Consider the following 22,435-nt stretch of genomic DNA (forward strand, 5'->3'; position numbering starts at 1 on the left):
CTTCAGGACACCTTCGGGGTGGCGCGGACGCCCATGTGCACGTACTTCTCACCGGTGGGCAAGGTGTAGAACACGACGGACATCCAGCTCTCGTTCTCGGACAGGCGGCACACGAACAGCGAGTCGTCGATCGGTACGAGGTCGATCTCCGGCTGCTCGGGGATGAGCTCCGCCAACGGTCCCGTGACGGTCATCTTCAGCCGCAGCCCATTCTCTCCTTCACTGACGTCGAGTTGCTGTGACGCCCGTTCGTACCGGCCGACGTACTTGGTGGGGTCGATGGTGTGCGGTTCGCCCGGCTCCAGCGGGCGCGGCATCTCGATGCCGGCCAGCTCCGCGAAGATCTCCCGGTACAGGTCCAGGTACAGCTCTCGCGCGTGGTCGCCGTTGGTGAGCAACGTGACCGCAAGGCGCTGCTCCGGCAGGATCCGCAGGAACGCCGACTGTCCGATGGTGTTGCCGTCGTGGCCGATCAGCCGTTGGCCGTCCCAGCCGAAGCGGATCCAGCCGAGACCCCACGAGTCGCCGAGCGCGTTCGGGTCGGGGACGTCGGTCTGCTTCTCCGTCATGGCTTTCGCGGACGCCTCCGACAGCACGTCCGCGCCGCTGTCCAGATGCATCCTCGCGAACGCCAACACGTCGGTGGTCGACGCGAAGATCGTCCCGGCCGGGCCGACGGACCGGGGCAGCATCCACACCGGTGTCGGCACCTGCTCGCCGTCCTTGGTCGCGTGACCGACGGCGGCGCGGTGCAGCAGCGCCTCCTCCGGCAGCGTGCCGGTGTGGGTCAGTCCGAGCGGCGTGAAGAGCTTCTCGCGCATCGCCGCGTCCCAGGACTTGCCGGTGAGCTTCTCGATCACTCGGCCGGCGAGCGTGAAACCCGAGTTGCAGTAGGAGAAAGTGGCTCCCAGCGGGTGGTTCTGCTTCGCGTCGGCGAGCAGCTCGACGTACCGCTCAACGCAGTCGTCGCCGCGCCCGGTGTCGGTGAAGATGTCGCCGTCGATGCCGCTGGTGTGCGTCAGCAAGTGCCGCATGGTCACCTTCTGCGCCACGACCGGGTCGGCGAGCTTCAGCTCCGGCAGGACGTCCGCGATCGGCGCGTCGAGGTCGAGCAGCCCTTCGTCGACGAGCTGCATCACGACGGTCGCGGTCCACACCTTGCTGATCGAGCCGATCTGGAACACCGAGTCGTTCGTGACCTCGACGCCGGTGGCCTTGCTCAGCACGCCGTGGTGCGCCTGGACGATCTCGTCGTCGCGCAGGACGCCGAGCGCGGCGCCGGGCAGGCCGTGCTTCGTCGCGAGCGCGGAAAGCCTGCGCTGCCAGTGCTTCGCGTCGAGCGGCCGGCGGTTCTCGGCGTGCTCGCGCACCCAGTCGACGACCCGGCGGTTGAAGTCCTCGCGGTGCGACGGCTTGCCGCTGAGGATGAACAGGTGCGACTCGCCGGGGTACAGCACGAGCTTCGCCGGCACGTCGTTCTGGCGCAGTGCGGTGAACCACTGCTCGGCCTGGCCGACCGGGCACCGGTCGTCGCTCGCGCCCTGGTAGATCAACGTGGGGGTGCTGACGTTGTCGACGCTGGTCAGCGGGTCCAGCTCCGCGATGTGCTCGCCGGGGCCGCCGAGCTCCAGGTCGGTCAGGTAGTGGCCCGCGTCGGAAGTGCCGGCGACGCTGGTCAGGTCGCTGACCACACCACCGGCGACCGCGGCGGCGAACCTGGTGTCGCGGCTGGTCAGGTAGCAGGTCATGTAGCCGCCGTAGCTGTAGCCGGTGACGGCGAGCTTCTCCGGATCTGCCAGGCCTTCGGCCACGAGCTGGTCGAGCGGTTCGAGGAAGTCCTTGGCGTCGGCCTTGCCCCACGCGCCGATCGCCGCGGTGTAGAAGGACTCGCCGTAGCCGTCGCTGCCGCGGGGGTTGATCAGGAGCACCGCCCAGCCCTGCTGCGCCAGGACCTGGTGGTAGAGGTGGATCGGGTCGGCGGTGCCGCTCCACGCGTTGTGCGGGCCGCCGTGGATGTCCAGCAGGAGGGGGAGCGGGCCTTCGCGGTCCGGGTCGCGGACGAGCCAGCCGTGCACCTTCATGCCGTCCGAGATGGTGAACTCACGCTCTTCACGGACCAAGAGGTCGGTCTTGTTGTGTTCAGTGTGGACGGTCAGGTCACCGGTGATGAGGTCCACGGTGGCGATCTCGCCGTAGGAGGTGGGGGTGGAGAGGACGATGGCCGCGACTCCGCCTGCCACCGACAGTCCGGACACCACCTGGGAGTCACCGCCGACCAGGAGTTCTGGCGATCCAGTGTCCACTGTGTACAGCTGTGTGCAGCCCCGATCGCGGGCGCAGAACACCACGCGCCCGTCCTCCGTCACGGCCGGCAGCCCGCCGGGATATCCCGACATGCCTGGCATGACGTTGCGGTCCAACGCCCCGGACAGATCGCGAACCTCGCCGTCCAACGACACGAGCAACAGGTTGAAGTGCCCGGCGTCAGTGTTGGTCCGACCGGTGACGATCAACCCGTCCGCGGTCCAGGTGACCGTCGCGGCCTGACCGGCGGCGAGCCCGACGAGCTTCGGCTCCGTCCGTCCGTCGATGTCGACGACGTGCACCGGCACGCGGAACGTCAGGTCGGCGTCGACGTCGCGGGCCGCTGCGAAAGCGAGTTCGGTGCCGTCGGGAGACCAGGCAGGCGCGCCGGCGTGCCAGTCGCCGTCGGTGATCTGCCTGGTAGCGCGTTCGTCGAGGTCGACCACGTGCAGGTGGCTGCGAACCGAGCGCAGGAACCCCGCGCCGTCCGCCTTGTAGTCCAACCGTTCCGCCACGATCGGCGCCTTGGCGTCCGCGATGTCGACCGGCGCGGTGAACGCGAGCCGGCTGCCGTCCGCGTTCCACACCGGCGGACCGGCACCCAGCGGCAGCGACGTGACCTGCTCGGGCTCACCGCCGTGCGCCGGCAGCAGCCACACCTGCGCCGGCCCGTCCTGGGCCCGCAGGAACGCGATGCGGCTCCCGTCCGGCGACCACGCGGGCGCCATGTCGGCGGTGCCCCTGGTGAGCTGCTTCGCCGAACCGTTGGTGATCCGCCACAGCGACCGCACGTCGCGGTCCTCGGAGCGGTCGGTGGTGCGCAGCACGTAGACGATCTCGGTGTCGTCCGGCGACAGTGCGGGCTGCTCGGGCAGCGCGAAGCCGTACAGGTCCTCGATGGTGGTCACGATGCGGATCCCCTCGTCAGCTCGGAACGGAAGAAGTCGAGCACGTTGCGGCCCATCACCAGGGCGATGTCGTCGTCGGGCCACCCGCGCTCCTTCAGCGCCTCGGCCACCAGCGGCAGCCCGGCCGGCCCCTCCAGGCCGGGCAGGAACCTGTCCGTGGGCACGCCCTCGATGAACTGGGCCTCACAGCAGGGCGGGGTGACGTCCTCGAGGACCTCCTTGACGAAGTCCGGACCGAGGCCGACGTGCCGGACGCCCATGACGCCCGCGATGTGCTCGATGTGGTCGATCAACCGCTCGATGCGGAAGTCGGACTCGTGCAGGAACGGCGCGAAGAAGTTCACGCACACCACGCCGCCGTTGGCCGCGATGCCGCGAAGCTGGTCGTCGGTCAGGTTGCGGTGGTGGTCGCGCAACGCCCGTGCCGACGAGTGCGTCGCCATCACCGGACGGGTCGCCATCTCCAGCACGTGCTCGACGCCCGCCGCGCTCAGGTGGCTGACGTCGAAGATCATGCCGAGGCGTTCCATCTCGGCGAACGCGGCCACACCCGCCCTGGTGAGCCGGCTGCCGGTGGCGTCCTCGCCGCTGCCGTCGGCCAGCGCGGTGCGGCCGAAGTGCGCGAGCGACGCGATCCGGACTCCCAGCCGGTACAGGGTTTCCAGCAGTTCGACGTCCTCACCGACCCCCGGCGCGCTCTCCAGCGCCAGCACCAGAGCGATCCGGTCCTCGGCGAGTGCGGCGTCGATCTCGGTGCCGTCCAAGCACAACGCGACGGTGTCCTGGTCGGCCTCGGCGATCCGGTGGGCGGCCTCGATCATCCGCAACGTCTGCCGCAGCGCGCCTTCCGGCCGGAACACGTCGTCGATGAACACCGGCAGCACCTGCACGTTCACCCCGCCCGCGTGCAGCTGCGGCAGCCAGCGTTCGCGGAAGTGCGGAACCCACCGTTCGACGGGCCGGTGCGCGATCGCGTCGAGCAGGTCGTTGTGCGTGTCCGCGATGATCACGAGGCGTCCTCCAACAGGCTGGTGTGCCGCGACGGTGCCGCGGCGAGCAGCTCACGCGTGTACGGGTGCCGCGGGCCGGCCAGCACCTGCGCGGCCGGTCCCTCTTCCACGATCTTGCCCTCGCGCATCACCGCGATGCGGTCGCTCACGTAGCGCACGACGGCGAGGTTGTGCGAGATGAACAACATCGACAGCCCGAGCTGCCTCTGCAGGTCCCGCACCAGGTTCAGCACGGCGCCCTGCACCGACACGTCCAGCGCGGACGTGATCTCGTCGGCGATGATCACCTTCGGTTGCCCGGCGAGCGCCCGGGCCAGCGCGACCCGCTGGCGTTGCCCGCCGGACAGCTGCGAAGGCCGCGAAGAGGCACGGTCGGGGTCGAGGTTCACGAGTTCGAGCAACCGGGCGACCTCCGCGCGCCGGTCCGTACCCCTCGGCATGGCCTCGGCGATCGTGGCGCCGATGCTCATCCGCGGGTCGAGCGACGAGTACGGGTCCTGGAACACCATCTGCAGCCGGCGGTCGCGGCGGCGCAGGCGTTGGACGTCGACGCCGTCCAGCAGGACGCGGCCGGCGGTGGGTGGCACGAGGCCGACCGCCGCGGCGGCGAGGCTGGACTTGCCGGAACCCGACTCGCCGACGAGCCCGACGACCTGGCCCGACGGCACGGTCAGGCTGACGTCGTCGACGGCCCGCAGGCTGCCGTACTGGAGGGTGACCGCGTCGAACCTCAGCTCACTCATCGCGCGCTCCCGGTGTCGTGGCGTCGGCAAGTACCGCCAACTGACCGTTGGTGGTACTTGCGGACGCGCCAACAGCAGCCGTTTCCCGCCAGCAGGCGACCTGATGCCTGTCCGCCACCTCCACCAGCGCGGGCTCCTCGACCCTGCACCTGTCGTCGGCCAGCGGACACCGCGGCGCGAACGGGCACCCCGCCCCGATCTCGCCAGGCTCCGGTGGCCGGCCTGGAATCACCGCCAGCGGCGCCTCTCGATCCGTGTCCAGATCAGGCACGGCCGCCAGCAAAGCGGTCGTGTACGGGTGCCGAGCGGCCGTGAACAGCTCGTCCGTCGGCACCTCCTCGACGATCCGTCCCGCGTACATCACCAGCACCCGATCGCAGGTCTGTGCGACCACCGTGATGTCGTGGCTGATCAGCAACACCGCCGCCGACCGTTCGGCCCGCACGCGTGCCAGCAACCGCAGCACCTCCCGCTGGACGGTGACGTCCAGCGCGGTGGTCGGCTCGTCGGCGATCACCAGCCGCGGTTCGCCCATCAGGCCCATCGCGATCATCGCCCGTTGCCGCATCCCGCCGGAGAACTCGTGCGGATACTGCCGAACCCTCCGCTCGGGGAACGGAATCCGCACCGCCCGCAACCGTTCCACGGCCCGTTGCAGCGCGGCCTTGCGCGACATTCCTTGGTGCACCTCGGAAACTTCCGCGAGCTGCCGTCCGATGCGCCTCGTGGGGTTGAACGACGTCATCGGGTCCTGGAACACCATCGCCAGCGACGTCCCCAGCTCCCGCTGCGACGTCCGGCTCACGGGCTTCCCCGCGAAGTCCAGCCGATCGGCCGTGACCACGCCGGGATGCTCGACCAGTCGCGACACCGCAAGCGCCGTGAGGCTCTTGCCAGACCCGGACTCGCCGACCACGCCGACCATCTCTCCGTTGTGGACGTCGAACGACACCCCGCGCACGGGCGTGATCCACCCCGCCGCTCCCGGGAACGCCACCCTCAGGTTGCGCACGCTGAGCAGGCCGCCTTCGGAGTCGTCCACTGTGGACTGACAACTGGGCTTGGCTCGAGGGCGAGTTTGCTGCCGATGCCCGGCGGCGGACGCGGCGGCCTCGCCGAAGAGGTTGAACGCCAGCCCGGCGAGCACGACGGCGATCGCGGGCCCCAGCGCGGGCGCGGGGGTGACGTAGATCCGGTTGAGGCCCTCGCCGAGCAGTCGTCCCCAGTCGTACGAGGGCGCCTGCACGCCGATGCCCAGGAACGAGAGCCCCGCGAACGCCGTCAGCGCCGAGCCGGCCGCGAGGGTCGCGTTGATGACCAGCGGTTCGGCGATGTTCGGCAGGACGTGCCGGGTGAGCAGCCGGAACCGCCCCACCCCGCACACCCGCGCCGCCGCGATGAAGTCACGGCCGCTGACCGAGGCCGTCAGGGTCTGGGTGAGCCGGGCGAACGACGGCGTGATCGCGAACGCGATGGCGAGCACCGCGCCCATCGTCCCGGTCCCGAAGATCACCGCGAAGAACAACGCCAGCAACAGCCCGGGGAACGCGACGGCGATGTTGACCGCCGACGTGACGATCCGGGCCGCCCATCGCGGCAGCACCGCCGGCAGCGATCCCAGCAGCAGGCCTGCGGTGACACCGACGAAGGTGGCCAGCAGCGCGAGCCCCAGCGTCAGCCGGGTCGCGACCAGCACGCGGTAGAAGATGTCGCGGCCGAGCGAGTCGGTGCCGAGCAGGTGGCCCTCGGACGGGCCCTGCTGCAGCGCGTTCGTGTCGATCGCATCGGCTCGGTCGCCCCAGAGGAGAGGGGCGAACACCGCCAGCGCGACGAGCACACAGAGGAGGAATGCCGACGCGGCACCGACTGGAGTGCGGAGGGCACGCATCAGGCCTCCCGGTCTGTCGTGAGCGGGGTGCGGAGGACAGCTGGGTGGCGCATCAGGCCTCCCGGCTCGTCGTGCGAGGGGGCTCGAGCAGGGGTGCGCAGCCCGTGCATCAGGCCTCCCTGATCGTCGAGCGAGGATCGAGCAGCGCCAGCACCACGTCGACCGCCAGGTTCACCAGGAGCACGCCCGTGCCGTACACCAGCACGATGCCCTGCACGGCCGGGTAGTCCTTCTGCTGGATCGAGCCGACGATCGTCGACCCCAGCCCCGGCCACGCGAAGATGTTCTCCACCAGCACGGTTCCGGCGACCAGCGAGGCGAGCATCATGCCGCCGAGCGTCAGAGTCGCGGTCACCGCGTTCGGCAGCGCGTGCCGCAGGTACACCAGCCGCGCGGGCAGCCGCTTGGCTCGTGCGGTGCGGACGAAGTCGTTGCCCAGCACGGCGAGCAGCTCCACCCGGACGATGCGGGCGAGCACCGCGGCCGGTCCGGCGGCCAGCGCCAGCACCGGCAGGACGAACGAGCCGGGCGCGTCGTTGCCCGCCACCGGCAGCAGTTCCAGCTGCACCGCGAACAGACTGACCAACCCGACCGCGAGCAGGAACTCCGGGATCGCCGCGAGCACCACGCTGGACGAGGTGAACGCCAGTTCGCCGCCACGGCGACGGCCGCCCTTCGTCAGCACCGCCATCAGCACGCCCACCGGCACCGCCACGACGATCACGACCAGGAACGCGGACACCGCGAGCTGCACGGTCGCGGGCAACCGGTCGCCGATCAGGTCGGCCACCGGCGTGCCGCTGATCAGCGACGTGCCGAACTCGCCGCGGAAGAGCCCGGTCAGGTAGTGCCAGTACTGCACCGGCAGAGGATCGTTGAGCCCCAACGCTTCCCGGCGCGCGTCGACGACCTCCGGCTGCGCGGTGAGGCCGAGCGACTCGCGCACCGGGTCACCGGGGATCAGGTGGATCATCAGGAAGGCCGCGGTCACCAGCACCCACAACGAGGTCAGGAACCGGATCGCCCGCCGCCGGGCGAAGGGCAGCCACGTGCTGCCGCCCTTCACCCGTTCCGCGATGATCATGACGCGAGCATCCGGATCGACGTCGGGTCGAGGCCGTCGCTCATCGTCGCCCGCGCGCCCTTCACGAAGGTCGGGATCAGCGAGTCCACGTACGGCACGATGTCGATGTTGCGCACGAGTGCGGCCTCGGCCCTGCTCCAGTGCTCGCACCCGGTCGCGCCCGCCATCGTCGCCGCCTGCTTCGACTGCTCCTCGAACTCGGCGTTGCGGATGTGGCCGAAGTTCACGCCCTGCGGCGGCACCGGTCCGGACGCGAACGGCACGAGCTGGCTCGGCAGCGCGAGCGTCACCGGGACCATCGACACGTCCCACGCGCCAGTGCCGAACAGCGTCTGGTTGACGGCGGCGGCGTCGACGGGCTGGATCTCGGCCTTGACGCCGATCTCCTGCCAGGCTCGTTGGACGAGTTCGGCGGTCGCGGTCAGCGTCGGGCCGGCGGTGGTCGGCTGGAGCAGCTTGAGCGACAACGGCTTGCCGTCCTTGGCCCGCGTGCCGTCCGGTCCGGCCCGCCAGCCCGCGGTGTCGAGCGCGGCGGTCGCGGCGGCCTTGTCGTGCGCGGGGAGGTTCCCGGTGACGTTGTCACCGGCGCACGGCCTCGGTTCGACTGTCACCAGGCTCTCGGAGGGTCTGCCCTTGCCGTTGGTGAGCACCTTGCCGAGCTGTGCGAGGTCGAGCGCCTGGACGAGCGCGCGGCGCACCGCCTGGTCCTGGCCGGGACGCCCGGAGGCCTGGTTGAAGAACAGCGTTCCCAGCGGCACGCCGATGTCGACGTGGCCGACCTTCTGCGCGTGCAGGCGTTCTTGGTCGGGGCCCGCGACCGCGGCCGCGTTGAGCTGCCCGGACAGGAACAGGTTCACGGCGGTGGTCTCGTTGGCGACGACCTTGACCACGACCTTGTCCGGCAGGCCCTGCTGGCTCTGCTGCCAGTCACCGGGACCCCACGCGAAGTCCTTGCGCCGCACCAGCGTGTAGTGGTCGTTCGGCACGATCTCGGAGATCGTGAACATCCCGGTGCCCTGCTCGCCCTTGCTGAGCAACGACCGGTCGCGCATGCCCTTGGCGCACACGACCGGCAGCGTGCCGATGTTGGTCAGCAGGAACGCGTCCGGTGCGCCGCTGGTCACCGTGACGGTGCGGGTCGACTCGTCGGCCGTCGCCGTGGTGCCCGGCGTGACCTGAATCCCGGCGAGCGGCGACTTGTTCTTCGGGTCGCCGACGAACCTGATGTTCGCGGCGACGTCCTCCGCGGTGAGCGGCGCGCCGTCGGCACACGTGACGCCCTGGCGCAGGGTGAACTTCGCCGTCGTGACGGTGGCTTCCCACTTCTCCGCGAGGCTGGAGACGACCTCGCCGCTCGTGGTGCGCTCGATCAGCCTGGCGTAGAGGAACCTGCCCAGCCCGCGGGCCACCGACAGGACGGTGAGCGCGGGATCCAGGCTGCCAGGATCGGCGCTGATCGCCATCGTGAACGTCTTGCCGTCGGCCAGGGTCTCGCTGCCGGAGCCGGAACCACCGGAGGTTCCGCACCCTGCCAGCACGACTGCCGCGGTGAGGGCCGCTGTGCGTTTCACGGCGTGCTCCTTCGGAGGTGGTCGACGGCGAGGCGCCCGGCACGGCCGATCACCGCGTCGACGGCGGGTTGCCGCAGGTCGAGCGACTTCGCGCGGGTGAACACGGCGACGGCGTAGCTGCGGCCGTCGGGGTAGGTGACGACGCCGGCCTCGTTGCGCACGCCCGGCAGCGTGCCGGTCTTGGCGGCGACCTGGACGCCGGCGGGGAAGCCGGAGCTGAGCCGGTGCGGCCAGATCTGCTGCGCCATGATCTTGCGGACCTGTTCGCACGCCTCGGGTTCCGCCGCGCGATCGGTCCAGATGGCCTCCAGCAGCGCGGTGATCTCCCGCGGTGTGGAGGAGGTCGTGCGCTCCGGGTCCACAATGGCCATTTTTTCGATCAGCTCCCACGTGGGGTTGCCGAGCGCTTCTTCGGCTTCTTGCGGAGTCAGGCCGAGGTCGGTCGACATCGAGGCGAAGAGGTCCTCGCAGCAGCCCAGGATCCGGGTGCGGTGCAGGCCGAGGTCGGCGAGGATCTTGTCGACCGCGGCCTGGCCGACGCGGTGGAAGATGACGTCGGTCGCGGCGTTGTCGCTCATGGTCATCATGAACAGCGCGAGGTCGCGCCAGCTCATCTCGACGTCGTCGGCGCACCCCGCGGTGCCGATGCCGCCGATGCGGTAGCGGGAGGTGACCCGCGTCCGCTCGGTCTCGTCGAGCCTTTTCGCGGCCACCTCCGCCGCGTAGGCGACGGCCACCGGGATCTTGAACACCGACGCCAGCACGACCGGGTCGTCTGCTCGGTGCGCGAACTCGTTGTCCGTGCCGATTTCCTTGGCGTGGACGAACCCTTCGGCGCCTGCTTCGGCGAAGACGTTCACAGGGCGACCCGCCGGTCCGCGCGGCCGGTGTGCAGGAACAGAGCGCGGCCTTGCCCGTCGTCCCCCACGAACGCGTGCGGCATGTGGATCCCGAGCATCGGCTCGAACGCGAGGAACGTGTCGCCCTCCCACGGCAGGAGCTCGGTCTTGCCCGCCCGCTTCGGGCTGAGCTCGGCGAAGATGCCCTTGGGGACGAGCTCCATCCAGAGGCGGCCGGCCTCGTCCTGGGTGACCTCGCGTTCGCCGACCGACGAGGCGTAGGTGCCGACGTAGCGCTCGCCGTCGACCGGTTCCGTCACCTCGGCGGGCTCCGGCCTCGCGGGCAGCTCGATGCCGGTGAGCTCGCGCAGCACGTGCCCGAAGATCTGCTGGTACACCTCGATGGGGTTGCCGCCGTTGGTCAGCAGTGCGACCGCGACGCCGTGCTCTGGGACGAGACGCAGGAACGCGGACTGCCCGATCGTGCCGCCGTCGTGCCCGATGACCGTGCCCTGTGGATAGTGGAACAGCTCCCAGCCGAGGCCCCACGTGTCGCCCATCAGCGCCAGCTTCGGCACCTCGACCTGGATCTGCTGCATCGCCTCGACCGCGACCGGCGAGAGCACCTTGGTGCCGTCCGCCGCGACGCCGCCGTTCATGTGCATGCGCGCGAACGCGAGCAGGTCGCGCGGCCGCATCGCGAGCATCGAGCCGGCCGGGATGTTGGACCGCACGAGCGACCACAACGGTGCGACCTGCGGCCCGGCTTCGGGGTCCGGCGTGATGTGGCCGACCGCGGCCCGGAACATGATCGCCTCGTACGCGCTGGTCGCCGCGTGGGTGAGGCCGAGCGGCGCGAACAGGTGGTCGCGCAGGCACTCGTCGTACGACTTGCCTCGAACCGTTTCGATGACGCGGCCGAGCACGGTGTAGCCGGCGTTGTTGTAGCTGAACCTCTCGCCGGGCGCGAAGAGTTGCGGCGTTTCGTGCAGCGTTGCGACGTACTTCTCCACGCAGTCGTCGCCGGTGCCGGTGTCCGTGAACAGGTCGCCCTCGAAGCCGGACGTGTGGCACATCAGCTGCCGCACGGTGATCTTCGTGGCGGCGTCCTCGTCCCCGATCTTGAACTCGGGCAGGTAGTCGCGCACCGGCGCGTCCACGTCCAGCAGGCCTTCGTCGACCAGCTGCATCGCAAGGGTCACCGTCCAGACCTTGGTGATCGACCCGATCTGGAACACCGAGTCGGTCGTCGTCTCGACCCCGGTGTTCTTGTTCAGCACACCCGCCGCGGCCTCGACCACCTCGTCGCCGACGGTGACGGCGGCGGTGGCCCCCGGCACCCCGTGCTCGGCGACCAGCCTGGGGAGGTTCTCCTGCAGCCAGTCGTTGATCTCGCTCAGCTTGGACATCCGCGCCTCATCCACGTCGACGTGACTCCGGTCACGGCCAACGCTAGGTTCGGCGGGCTGGTCGCCACCTCGTCGTGGCCGACGAATCTCGGGGTCCCGATCTGTCCTGCGCGACGAACTCCGTTCGGGGGTAGAGCAGGCTCCACCTTCGTCCGGGCAGCCTGCGTGATCGTTCAGCGGGGGTCCACGAACCTACTTTCTTGGTCGGAAGTTGTTGCGGACCAAGGAGAACGTGATGAACGCGCTTTCGCTGCAAGCGGTGCGCAAGGTGTATGGCAACGGCGGTGGCGCGGTGACGGCGTTGGACTCGGTGACCGTCGGCATCCGGCCAGGCACCTTCACCGCCGTGATGGGACCGTCCGGCTCGGGCAAGAGCACGTTCCTGCACTGCGCGTCGGGCATGGACCGCCCGACGTCCGGCCGCGTGCTGCTCGGCGACACCGACCTGGGTTCGCTGCGGGAGGCCGCGCTGACCAAGGTGCGCCGGGACCGGATCGGGTTCGTGTTCCAGGCCTACAACCTGCTGCCGTCGCTGACCGTGCGGCAGAACATCACCCTGCCGCTCCTGCTGGCGGGCCGGTCGGCCGATCGTTCGTGGCTGCAGTCGGTCGTCTCGCGGGTCGGGCTGGACTCTCGGCTCGATCACCACCCGGCGGAGTTGTCCGGTGGTCAGCAGCAACGGGTGGCGATCGCTCGCGCGCTGGTCGCCCGGCCGGAGGTGGTGCTGGCAGATGAGCCGACCGGTGCTCTGGATTCTCGTACGGCGCAGCAGGTGTTGTCGCTGTTGCGGTCCATTGTGGACGACATGGGACAGACCGTGCTGATGGTGACGCACGATCCGGTCGCTGCTTCCGCCGCGCACAGCGTGTTGTTCCTGGCGGATGGGCGGCTGGCCGGGGAACTGGTCTCGCCGACGCCCGAGAAGGTCGCCGAGCGCATGACGCACCTGGGGGAGTGGTAAGCCGTGCTGACTCTCGCCTGGCAGACCGTCAAAGCCCGTACCAGCGGGTTCATCGGCGCTTTCGTCGCCATCCTGTGCGGTACCGCGCTTGTCGCGGCCTGCGGGATCCTCATGGAGTCCGGGTTTCGCGGCGGCGTGCCGACCCAGCGCTATGCGGCCGCTGACGTGGTCGTCACCGGCGATCGAACGGTGCGCCCGCCAGGTGGCGACGTGCTGGCGTTCGAGCACGCCGCCGAGCAGCCGGCCATTCCCACCGCTCTGGTGGCCAAGATCGCCGCGGTGCCGGGGGTGAAGGCCGCGGTGCCGGAGCAGACGTTCCCGGCGGTGGTGGTCGGGCCCGATGGTCAGGTGCTGGCGGACAAGCCCTCGTTCGGCCACAACTGGGAGTCGGCGGTGTTGGCACCGTTCGAGTTGACGCAGGGGCGGGCTCCGGTGGCGGATGACGAGGTGGTGCTCGACTCGGGGCTGGCGGGGCAGGCCGGCGTCGGAGTGGGTGGCGAGGTGCGGGTGATGGCCCGCTCGGTGCCGGTGAGCTACCGCGTTGTCGGTGTCGCGGAGGCTTCGGGATCAGCGCGGGGTGACGCGGAGAACCGAGGTTCTCGGCAGGCGTCGCTCTTCTTCAGCGCTGCCAAGGCCGCCGACCTCTCCGGCCGCCCGGACCAGCTCACCGCGATCGGGGTGCTGACCACGGGTGACATCACCTCCCGCCTCGAAGACGTCCTCGCCTCCGACCACGTCACCGTCTCGTCCGGCGCAGACCGCAGCGCCGCCGAGTTCGACGACGTCAGCCAGACCAAGGCGATCCTGGCGCTCATCGCGGGGTCGTTCGGCGGCTACGCGGTCCTGGTCGCGATCTTCGTCGTGGCCAGCACCCTGGCGTTGACCGTCGAGCAACGGCGCCGCGAGTTCGCGTTGCTGCGAGCCGTCGGTGCGACCCCACGTCAGATCCGCAAGCTGATCGGTGTTGAGACGACGGTGGTGTCCGTGATCGCCGGCGTGATCGGCAGCGTGCTGGGCATCCTGGTCAGCCAAGGGCTCCGCAGCGCGTTCGCCGCGATCGGTGTGGTCCCGCACGACTTCGCCCTGAAGATCAGCCCGATTCCGCTGGTCGCGGCCCTGCTGATCGGCATCGGCGCGGCGCGGCTGGCCGCCTGGAGCGCGTCGCGGCGCCCGTCGTCGATCAACCCGGTCGAGGCGCTGGGGGAGGCGGCGGTGCAGCGCAAGGACGTCGGCCGCGTCCGCCTGGTCATCGGCGGGATTCTGCTGGCGATCGGCACGGTGGCGACGACGGTCCCGTTGTTCCTGCGCGGGCAGCTCGGTGCGGCGATGTCCGTGATGGCGACGCTGGTGCTGATCATCGGCCTGACGCTGGTCGGCCCGAGGGTCGTGGGCAAAGCAGTCCGCGTGATCGCGCCGGCGCTGCGAGGGGTCAGCGGGTATCTGGCGGCGGCGAACGTCGTCAAGAACTCGCGGCGACTGGCCGCCGCGGTGACGCCGTTGATGCTGGCCATCGGGTTCGCCGTCGTGAACTACTACAGCCAGACGACGTTCACCGCCGCCGTGCAGCAGGAGACGACCGAGTCGATCACCGCGGACCACGTGATCACCGGGGTGGCCGGTGTGCCTTCGGAAGTCGCGGAAGCGGTCCGCGGGATCCCCGGAGCGAGCGCCACGTCGTTGGTGCGCACGCAGGTGATCACGGCCAGGAAGTCGGGCGACAGCGTCGAGGTGAACCGCGGGCCGGCCAACGGGCTCGACGCGTCGGCGCGGAACACGGTCGACCTCGACGTCGTCACGGGCAGCCTCGACGACCTCACGACGGGCACGGTGGCGTTGAGCGACGTGTACGCCTGGTGGAACAACAAGAAGGTCGGGGACACCGTCGAGTTCTGGTACGCCGACGGCCGGCCGGCGAAGCTGAAGGTGATCGCGACCTACCAGCACGAGCTGGCGTTCGGCGACCACGTGCTGTCGGCGGCCGACGCCCGCGAACACACCAGGGCCGGGATGGACAGCGCGGTGCTGGTGAAGGATGCGAACGTGACCGCGCTGAAAGACGTGGTCAGCCGCTATCCGGGCCTCCAGGTCACCGAGACCGTCGCCGCGCAGGACCGGGGTGAGGAACGGACCCAGTTCCTGCTGAACCTGGTCGCCGTGGGCGTGATCCTCGGGTACGTCGCCATCTCGGTGTCCAACACGCTGGTGATGTCGACGGCGGCACGGCGGCGGGAGTTCGCCCTGCTGCGGCTCGTCGGCACCGGGCGCCGGCAGGTGATCAGGATGATGCGGACCGAGGCACTGGTGACGGTCGGACTCGCGGCGACGTTGGGCACGTTGGTGGCCGCACTGCCGTTGACGCTGCTGGCGATCGGGTTCACCGGCGTCCCGCTGCCCGCCGGAGGGATCTGGGTGTACCTGGGCGTGCTCGCGGGAGCCGCAGTGCTCGGCGTGGTGTCGATCGCGGTGTCCACGCGGTTGTCGTTGCGCGCCAAGCCGATCGACACCATCGGCATCCGTGAGTGAACGCGAAAGGGCCACCCCCGCGAAGGGGTGGCCCTGATGCGTGCGGTCAGCCGACCGGCGGTGCCATCTCGAACCAGTTGTAGCCCTCCACCAGCTGCGTGGTGGGCGCGGTCGAGCCCGGCGTGGTGAGCTGCCACCTGGTCACGGTGCGGAACGTGCCGGGAATGGCGATGTCGCCCAGGTCGTTGTCCGGGTTGTTCTTCGTCGGGACCCACTCGAGAACGGTCTTCTTCGTCAGAGTCGCGTTGATCGTCGCGTAGTCGGACTGGTTCTTCAGGTAGTCGCCCACGCCGTGGTCCGCGGCGCGACCGGGGTCCATGTAGCGCACCTGCAACGTGTCGCCGTTGAAGGAACCGTCGACCTGCACCAGCGTGACGATGTGGCCGCCACCGCGCTGCAGGCTGCCGGTCTTCGGACCGGCCGAGTAACGGCCGTAGACCATCTGCACCGGGCCGCGGGCCAGCTTGCGGGCCAGGTCACCGCCGAAGTCCTCGGCACCGTGGGTGCTCACACCCCCGGTGACCGCCGCCCATCCGGCGTCGCGGGCCGGCTGGGCCGCGATGTTCCAGGCGGCGCGCAGGTTGTAGAGGTTGGTGCCACCGTCGTACTTGGCGTCGTCACCGATCCGGCCGATGGAGTTGGTGATCACGTTGTAGTCGGCCTGGTCCATCGGGTCGAGGTTCTTCACCTTCGTGGTCAGCCAGCCGACCGGTGCGTTCTTCTCATGTGCCCAGTAGTGCAGCACGTTGTAGAGGGAGGTCGGACCGCAGTACGCGCTGCCGTTGTTCTCCAGACCCGCACGGTGCTGGTCGACGTCGCTGACCCCGCACTGCTTCACGAAGAAGTCGGGGCCCACCAGGTCGGTGACCTTCGCGCACGGCGTCGGCTGCCCGATGATCGGGTCGGCGACCGCGACGGCCGGGAGCGCGAGGGTCGAGAGGGTGGCGGCGGCGATGATGGCCTTGCGGATCATGGTCCTTACCTTCCGTTCGCTGATTGCGTTGGTAGGTAAAGACTCTTCTGTTCGACAGGCGAAGGCATGAGGGATGATCCCTCAACCCCAACGGTCGAAAGTTGGGTGTATCAGGCCATCCCCCACCCGACTCCGTTAAAGATCCAGCTGGATCGGACTGGTGTGGTTGCCGAGGTGGACCGGCAGCTTGTGCAGCCCGTAGACGATGGAGAGCTTGCGGAACGAGAGCGCAGCCGGGTCGGCCGCGAGCAGCATCTCCGGGAAGCGGCGCACGAGTGCCGGGTACGCGATCCGCAGCTCCATCTTGGCTAGCTCGGCGCCGATGCACCGGTGCGCGCCGTACCCGAACGCGAGGTGCTGGCCCGCCGCCCGCTCCGGGCAGATGTCGTCCGGCGAGGAGTAGACGCTCGGATCGCGGTTCGCCTGCGACAACGAGCACGCCACGATGTCACCCGCGCGGATCTTCGTCCCGGCGACGTCCACGTCCTTGCGCGCGATGCGGAGGAACGCCACCTGAACGACGGTCTGGTGGCGCAGCAGCTCGTCGACCACCCCGCCGATGGCCTCGTCGTCGTCGCGCACCTGGGCGAACAGGTCGGGGGAGCGCAGCATCGCTAGCGTGCCGAGCGAGATCATGCTCGCCGTCGTCTCGAACCCGCCGGTCAGCAGCCCGTCGGCCAGCCCGGCCAGTTCGTCGTCGTCCAGCTCGTCGCCGTGCTTGCGGATGAGCTCGCCCAGCAGACCGTCGTTGGGAGCCGCACGCAGCGTGCGCACCAGCTCGCGGAAGTACACGACCGACTCCGACACCGCGGACAACGACGCCGTCGCCGCCCCGCCCAGGTCGAACCGCGCCACACTGCGCCGCTGGAACTCCTCGCGCTCACTCGCCGGCACGCCCAGCAGCTCGCAGATCGTGAGCGCCGGCACGGGCATCGCGAAGTCCTCGACCAGGTCGACCGGCCCGTCCTTCATGGACATCAGATCGAGCTGATCAGCCACGATGGCCTCGATGCGCGGCACGAGCCGAGACAGCCGCCGCATGGTGAACTCCGGCGTCAGCACCTTGCGCAACCGCGTGTGCTCCGGCGGGTCGCTGAACCCCAGCCCACCAGGCGCCTCGTCCGCGAACAACCCGAGCTCCTTGAGGTGCCCGAAGTCGTTGCTGAACGACTCGCTGTCCACCAGCACCTGCTTGGACGCCTCGTACCCGGTGACCAGCCACACCGTCACCGGCAACGGCAACCGCGTGACCGGCCCGTTCGCGTGCATCCGCGCCAGCTCGGGCACGGGGTCGAGCCCGTTGCGCCGCAGCGGCGCCAGCACCTTCGACGGCACGAACCACGAGGACCCCAGGTCGAACCCGGTCTTGCTGAGGTGCGCGAGGAACCGCCGCCCCATCCATCCGGTCACGCGCGACCGGACGTCCGTCGCTGACTGCAGAACATCCCTCATGGCTCGCGCTCCCCTTCGGCGGCAAGGGTGTCGATGGCTCGTGGTCACCACCGTGAACGGGACAATAACGACGCCGCGGCCCGCACGTCGTCATACCCAGGCCTAACGCGCCGTCATACTTTGGTCCAGACCCGCTCAGCGCCTCGTACGATGCTCCCGTGCCGACCTACCTGACCCCCGGGATCTATCTGGAGGAGGTGGGGTACGCCAAGGGCCCGAAGCCGCTGCTGCAGCTCCCGCCCGAGGCCGAGGAGACGGACAACGACCGCCCGCCACGCCGCTGGACCGCCGAGCACACCCACACAGCGTTCATCGGCCTGGCCGACAGAGGGCCGTTCGACGAGCCGGTGTGGCTGCACAGCTGGTCCGACTTCGGCGTCACCTTCGGCAACGGCATCGAGGGCGGCGCGCTGGCGCTCGCGGTCTACGGGTTCTTCGCCAACGGCGGCCAGTCCTGCGTCGTCGTCCGCACCGCACCGGACTACGACCTGGCGATCGCTCAGCTCGACACCGTGGAAGACATCTCACTGGTGTGCGCGCCCGACCTCATGATGCCGGGCACCGACGCCGAGGAGACCGAAGACGTCCAGCGCAAGCTGATCGACCACTGCCACCGGCACGGCGACCGGATGGCGATCCTGGACTGTCCTCCTGGTCTCGACGCCCATGAAATCAGGAACTGGCGGATCCACGCGGCCGGGTACGACTCGGCGCAGGCTGTCCTCTACTACCCGTGGATCAAGGTCTACGACTGGCTCACCGCGGACAATCGGCTGGTTCCGCCGTGCGGGCACATCGCCGGCGTCTACGCCAGAACGGACCTGCTGCGCGGCTTCCACCACACCCCGGCCAACCAGCAGATCAAGGAATCGATCCGAGTCGAGACCCTCCTCAACCGCCATGAGCAGGACCTGCTGAACCCGATCGGCATCAACGCGCTCGTCGAGTCGCCGGGCCGCGGCACGATGATTTGGGGAGGCCGCACGCTGAGCACCGACCCGGACTGGCGCTACATCAGCCGCCGCCGCACCTTCAACTTCATCTTCCGCAGCATCCGCAAGGGCACGAACTGGGCGATCTTCGAACGCCCCGACGACCGCACCCTGCGCCCCAGGATCGCCGCCGACATCCGCGACTTCCTCAACCTGCTCTGGCGCAGCGGTGCGCTGTGGGGCGACACGCCGGAAGACGCCTTCTCGATCAACTACAACGCAGGCCCCTTCGACGACCCGAGGGTCGTGCACGTCGAGTGCGCGGTGCGGCTGGAGCACGACTACACCAACCAGTTCCGGCTCGCTTACTTCTGCGACTAGCGATCAGCCAGGCCGAACAACGCCGCCGGTGTCGCGATGGTCCGCAACGCCACTTCCGCCGGCATCGCCGCGACGTCGTGGTCCAGCAGTTTCAGCAGTCCGGGCACCGCCTTCCCGCCGATCTTGACCGCCATGCCCGTCGCCGCTTCACGCACGGCGGGGTCCGGCGAGGTCATCGCCTGCCACACCACGGGAAGCGCGTCTTCGCCGAAGTCCGCCAGCGCGTCGGCGGCGTCGCGCCGGTACGCGTGGTCGTTGAGCAGCTCGCCGAGGTCGGGCAACGCTCGCAAGGCGCCGGGATCGCCCAGCGGGTTCGCCCGTGCTGGGTCGTGACGTGCGATCCAGCCGACGGCACGGATCGCATCAGCAGTCACGAAAGCCTCTCCGAACCTGGCCCAGCCGAGCAGGACCGGAACGGCCGCGGACCCGATCGCGGCCAGCGCTCGTGCGGTCGCCAGACGTTCGTGTTCCGGCATGAGCGGGTTGGCCAGCCACGCGACCAGCTCGGGAAGAGCGGTCTGTCCTCTGACCGCTGCGGCGTCGGCCACGCGGTGCCAGACCCACTCGTCCTCGATCGGCCCCACACCCCGCAGATCAGCGGGTGCGCACCGGATCCACACCCCGAGGGCGAGCGCGCGAGCGGGACCGGCCAGCGACGCCACGTCGAGCAGGTACTCCGCGGCAACGTCCTCGTCGCTCTCCGCGAGCGCGTCCGCGGCCGCCCACCGCACGTCGTGATCGCCGTCGGTCAGCGCCTCGGTCAGCCGGACCTCGCTTCCGAGCGCATGCGCCGCGGCGCTGCGAATCGCGGGATCCGCGTCGTGCATGAGGCCCAGCAGGTGCGGAGTGGCGGAATCGTCGCCGATCGCGGAGAGGATCTCGCACGCCAGCCAGCGCACGTCCGGACTGTCGTCGCCGAGCGCGGTGATCACGCCGGGGAGCGCCGCCTCACCGAGCGCCACGAGGGTCATGGCCGCGTTGTGCCGTACCTGCGCGCTGTCGTCGCGCAGGCCTTTGAGCAGTTCGGGGAGACCGCGGTCGCCGATGGCGAGCAGGGCGCGCCGGGCGGGTTCCCCGTCCAGTTCGAGCAGCGTCGACACAGCGCTGGGGCCGTACGCGCCGAGTGCGCCGACCGCTTCCCAACGGAGGTCTTCCGGTCCGTCCTCCACGACGGAGCCGAGCATCGCCATCGCCATGACCGTGCCGACTCTCTTCAGCATTCCCACGGCGGCTGACCGGACCCTGACATCCGGATCGCGCAGCACCGACCCGACGCCCAGCGCGATGCCGGAGTCGTCCATCACGCGCAGTCCGGCCAGTGCGGCCAGCCGGACCTCTGGATCAGAGTGGCGGAGTGTGTCGAACAGACCTGGCATCGCGGCCGCGCCGATCCTGCCAAGAGCGGTCGCGGCGGCCTCCAAGATCAGGAGGAGATCGTCGTCGATGCCTGGAGGCGTCGGGCGGTTGAGGAGTTCGAGCAGACCCGGGATCGCAGGCGGGCCGATCAGGACCAGACGGTCCACGGCGCTGTCCCGCAACCGCGGCTGAGGCGAGAGGAGCCGCGGCAGCAGACGCAGGTGTTCAGGCTCGACAAACGCTGTGGTGAGCGGGTCCAGGGTGGTGCCGCGGCGCTCGAGCATCGCGTAGACGGGTTCCATGCGTTCGTGCGGCCACCGGAAGACGTCGTCGCGGCCGTTGCGGTCCCACTCGGCCGCAGCCGCGGTGACCTTGTGCTCCAGCAGCAGGTCGTCACGGGTCGCCTGGATCCAGTCGGCCAGCCGTTCCCAGCTCCCGAACAACGCCTCATGAGCGACGTAAACAACCGGCCGGTTGTGCTCGTCCCGGTTCTGCACCAGCAGCCGGGCCTGCGTCAGCACCTCGACGAACCGGCCGGCGGCATCAGAAGAAGCGACCTGGCTCAGCAGGGCGCGGCGGCGTGCGGCGAGGCCGTCCTCGTCGACCCGCACGAGATCGCGGAACACCTGGCCGAACGCGGACCGGGCGGCGGAGTCGAGGAGGTTGACGAACACGTGCTCAGCGCGCGTGCCGATCGCGCCCTGCACGCCACCCAGCCGTTCGTAGGTGGCATGGTCCAGGACGCCGCCGGCACGGGCGCGGTACAGCTCGTCCAACGTGTAGGCGAGCAGCGGCAAGGCATCCGGGTCGGAGCCGGTGTCGTGCAGGATCCGGCCGGGCAGCCCCTCCTCGAACGTCAGGTCGGCGCGCTCGGCCGGTCGCGTGATCATGTCGAACAGGCCCTCAGTCGGGGCGCTCAGAGGAAGCTGGCCGGTCTCCAGCAGCCGCGCGAGCCGCGGGATCTCCAGGCAGCGGTGGTAGAAGTCCGCGCGCAACGTCACCACGACGTGGCAGCGGCCGGACCCGGCCGCAGCCTCCAACAGCGCGATCCACGGGTCCACGTAGGCCGGATCGACGAGCGTGAACAGCTCCTCGAACTGGTCGACGAAGATCAGCGACACACCAGGTGGCAACAGGTCGACCACCTGGTTCGGATCCCGAGCCAGGGACAAGGCGTCCGCGCTCGGTCCCAGCCGTCGTGCCGTTGCGTCGAACGGGTTGTCGCCCGCCTCGCCGGGGGTGAACCGGAGCCCGGACCAGCGAGGGCCGTCATAGCGGGGCAGTGTCCACCCGCTGCGCTCCAGACGTGGCAGCAGACCGGCTCCCACCAGCGAAGACTTGCCGGAACCGCTCGCACCCACCACGGCCACGAAGCTGCTCGCGGTCACCCGCGCCACGAGCTGATCGGCCTCTCGGCCGCGGCCGAAGTAGATCGGCGCATCACGAGTGGTGAAGGCCCGCAGGCCGGGGAACGGCGAGCCCGTCCACGCCGGCGGCAGGCCGTCACTACGACGAGGAACGCCCGCCACGTGCTGGTGCACCACCGCGCGGAGGTCCTGCTCCAGCGTGGCCCGGAAGTCCTCCGGCGCCGCGTACTGCTTGTAGCCGCGCAGAAGAGCGCCGGTCTCCGGATCGCTCATCCGGGCGAAGAACGTGTCCACCGCCCGTTTCTGCGCGAGCCGCGCGTCGAAGTCGGGAGCGTCCGGGTCGAGCAGCACCGGAGCCGAGCACCGGTACACCAGCACCACAGGGCCACCACGCACGGCGTCCTGGAACTCCCAGTCGGTACCGGACAGGTAGGGCTGACCATCCGAAGTGGCATAAGCGGGGAACGGCAGCGGTGTGCCCATGCGCGACCACAGGATGACGATCACGACGTCGCACTCGCTGGGGCGGGGCATGCCGCGGTTGATCGAGGCCTGGGGCGTTTCGGTGGCCGACAGCGGTGCGCCGCCGGGCTGGTCCCAGGCCACGACGTCGAGGAAGATCCGGCCGCGCACGAACGGGTCGTACTGCAGCTGGTCGATGACCGTGCGCGCGACGGTTCGCTCGCCGGTCACGTCACCCGGCGAGGAGAGGAACACCCGGAGCTGGCGCACGA

Annotated in this window: 14 protein-coding genes; 3 read left to right on the forward strand and 11 right to left on the reverse strand. The window is 69.9% G+C overall.

Annotated features, from left to right (window positions below; translation table 11 throughout):
- Window positions 1–2 precede the first annotated feature (2 nt).
- The 8 genes from LFM09_RS08735 to LFM09_RS08770 form a co-directional block, all read right to left on the reverse strand.
- Window positions 3–3,032, reverse strand: a complete 3,030-nt coding sequence (locus LFM09_RS08735) for a serine hydrolase (RefSeq protein ID WP_414095980.1) — start codon at window positions 3,030–3,032, stop codon at window positions 3–5.
- 176 nt (window positions 3,033–3,208) lie between these two features.
- On the reverse strand, window positions 3,209–4,222 hold the full coding sequence (locus LFM09_RS08740; protein ID WP_414095805.1) for a dipeptidase: 1,014 nt from the start codon (window positions 4,220–4,222) through the stop codon (window positions 3,209–3,211).
- Complete coding sequence (locus LFM09_RS08745; RefSeq protein ID WP_414095806.1) at window positions 4,219–4,965, reverse strand: ABC transporter ATP-binding protein; 747 nt, start codon at window positions 4,963–4,965, stop codon at window positions 4,219–4,221. The genes LFM09_RS08740 and LFM09_RS08745 overlap by 4 nt, the downstream gene beginning before the upstream one ends.
- Complete coding sequence (locus LFM09_RS08750) at window positions 4,958–6,853, reverse strand: dipeptide/oligopeptide/nickel ABC transporter permease/ATP-binding protein (RefSeq protein ID WP_414095807.1); 1,896 nt, start codon at window positions 6,851–6,853, stop codon at window positions 4,958–4,960. Before LFM09_RS08750 ends, LFM09_RS08745 begins: the two co-directional genes overlap by 8 nt.
- Window positions 6,854–6,962: 109 nt before the next feature.
- Window positions 6,963–7,937, reverse strand: a complete 975-nt coding sequence (locus tag LFM09_RS08755) for an ABC transporter permease (protein ID WP_414095808.1) — start codon at window positions 7,935–7,937, stop codon at window positions 6,963–6,965.
- The gene (locus LFM09_RS08760; protein WP_414095809.1) at window positions 7,934–9,508 is read right to left on the reverse strand and encodes an ABC transporter substrate-binding protein; all 1,575 of its coding nucleotides are present in this window, start codon (window positions 9,506–9,508) and stop codon (window positions 7,934–7,936) included. The genes LFM09_RS08755 and LFM09_RS08760 overlap by 4 nt, the downstream gene beginning before the upstream one ends.
- The gene (locus LFM09_RS08765; RefSeq protein WP_414095810.1) at window positions 9,505–10,368 is read right to left on the reverse strand and encodes a serine hydrolase; all 864 of its coding nucleotides are present in this window, start codon (window positions 10,366–10,368) and stop codon (window positions 9,505–9,507) included. Before LFM09_RS08765 ends, LFM09_RS08760 begins: the two co-directional genes overlap by 4 nt.
- Complete coding sequence (locus LFM09_RS08770) at window positions 10,365–11,756, reverse strand: serine hydrolase (RefSeq protein WP_414095811.1); 1,392 nt, start codon at window positions 11,754–11,756, stop codon at window positions 10,365–10,367. Before LFM09_RS08770 ends, LFM09_RS08765 begins: the two co-directional genes overlap by 4 nt.
- A gap of 235 nt (window positions 11,757–11,991) precedes the next feature.
- Between LFM09_RS08770 and LFM09_RS08775 the strand changes: the two genes are divergently transcribed.
- Together LFM09_RS08775 and LFM09_RS08780 are read left to right on the forward strand one after the other, a co-directional pair.
- The gene (locus LFM09_RS08775) at window positions 11,992–12,717 is read left to right on the forward strand and encodes an ABC transporter ATP-binding protein (protein WP_414095812.1); all 726 of its coding nucleotides are present in this window, start codon (window positions 11,992–11,994) and stop codon (window positions 12,715–12,717) included.
- Between the two features lie 3 nt (window positions 12,718–12,720).
- A complete protein-coding gene (locus LFM09_RS08780; protein WP_414095813.1) occupies window positions 12,721–15,240 on the forward strand; it encodes an FtsX-like permease family protein in 2,520 nt (839 codons plus the stop codon).
- Window positions 15,241–15,286: 46 nt separating this feature from the next.
- On the opposite strand, the gene LFM09_RS08785 is transcribed toward LFM09_RS08780, so the two are convergent.
- Complete coding sequence (locus LFM09_RS08785; protein WP_414095814.1) at window positions 15,287–16,213, reverse strand: hypothetical protein; 927 nt, start codon at window positions 16,211–16,213, stop codon at window positions 15,287–15,289.
- 135 nt (window positions 16,214–16,348) lie between these two features.
- Window positions 16,349–17,665: a cytochrome P450 gene (locus LFM09_RS08790; RefSeq protein WP_414095815.1), complete on the reverse strand. Its 1,317-nt coding sequence runs from the start codon at window positions 17,663–17,665 to the stop codon at window positions 16,349–16,351.
- A 158-nt stretch (window positions 17,666–17,823) separates the two neighbouring features.
- Between LFM09_RS08790 and LFM09_RS08795 the strand changes: the two genes are divergently transcribed.
- On the forward strand, window positions 17,824–18,978 hold the full coding sequence (locus tag LFM09_RS08795; RefSeq protein WP_414095816.1) for a phage tail sheath family protein: 1,155 nt from the start codon (window positions 17,824–17,826) through the stop codon (window positions 18,976–18,978).
- On the opposite strand, the gene LFM09_RS08800 is transcribed toward LFM09_RS08795, so the two are convergent.
- Window positions 18,975–22,433: a HEAT repeat domain-containing protein gene (locus LFM09_RS08800; RefSeq protein WP_414095817.1), complete on the reverse strand. Its 3,459-nt coding sequence runs from the start codon at window positions 22,431–22,433 to the stop codon at window positions 18,975–18,977. The two genes, LFM09_RS08795 and LFM09_RS08800, sit on opposite strands and share 4 nt — an antisense overlap.
- Window positions 22,434–22,435: the final 2 nt, after the last annotated feature.

The sequence above is a fragment of the Lentzea alba genome (genome assembly GCF_047445655.1).
In the GTDB taxonomy this organism is placed as follows: domain Bacteria; phylum Actinomycetota; class Actinomycetes; order Mycobacteriales; family Pseudonocardiaceae; genus Lentzea; species Lentzea alba_A.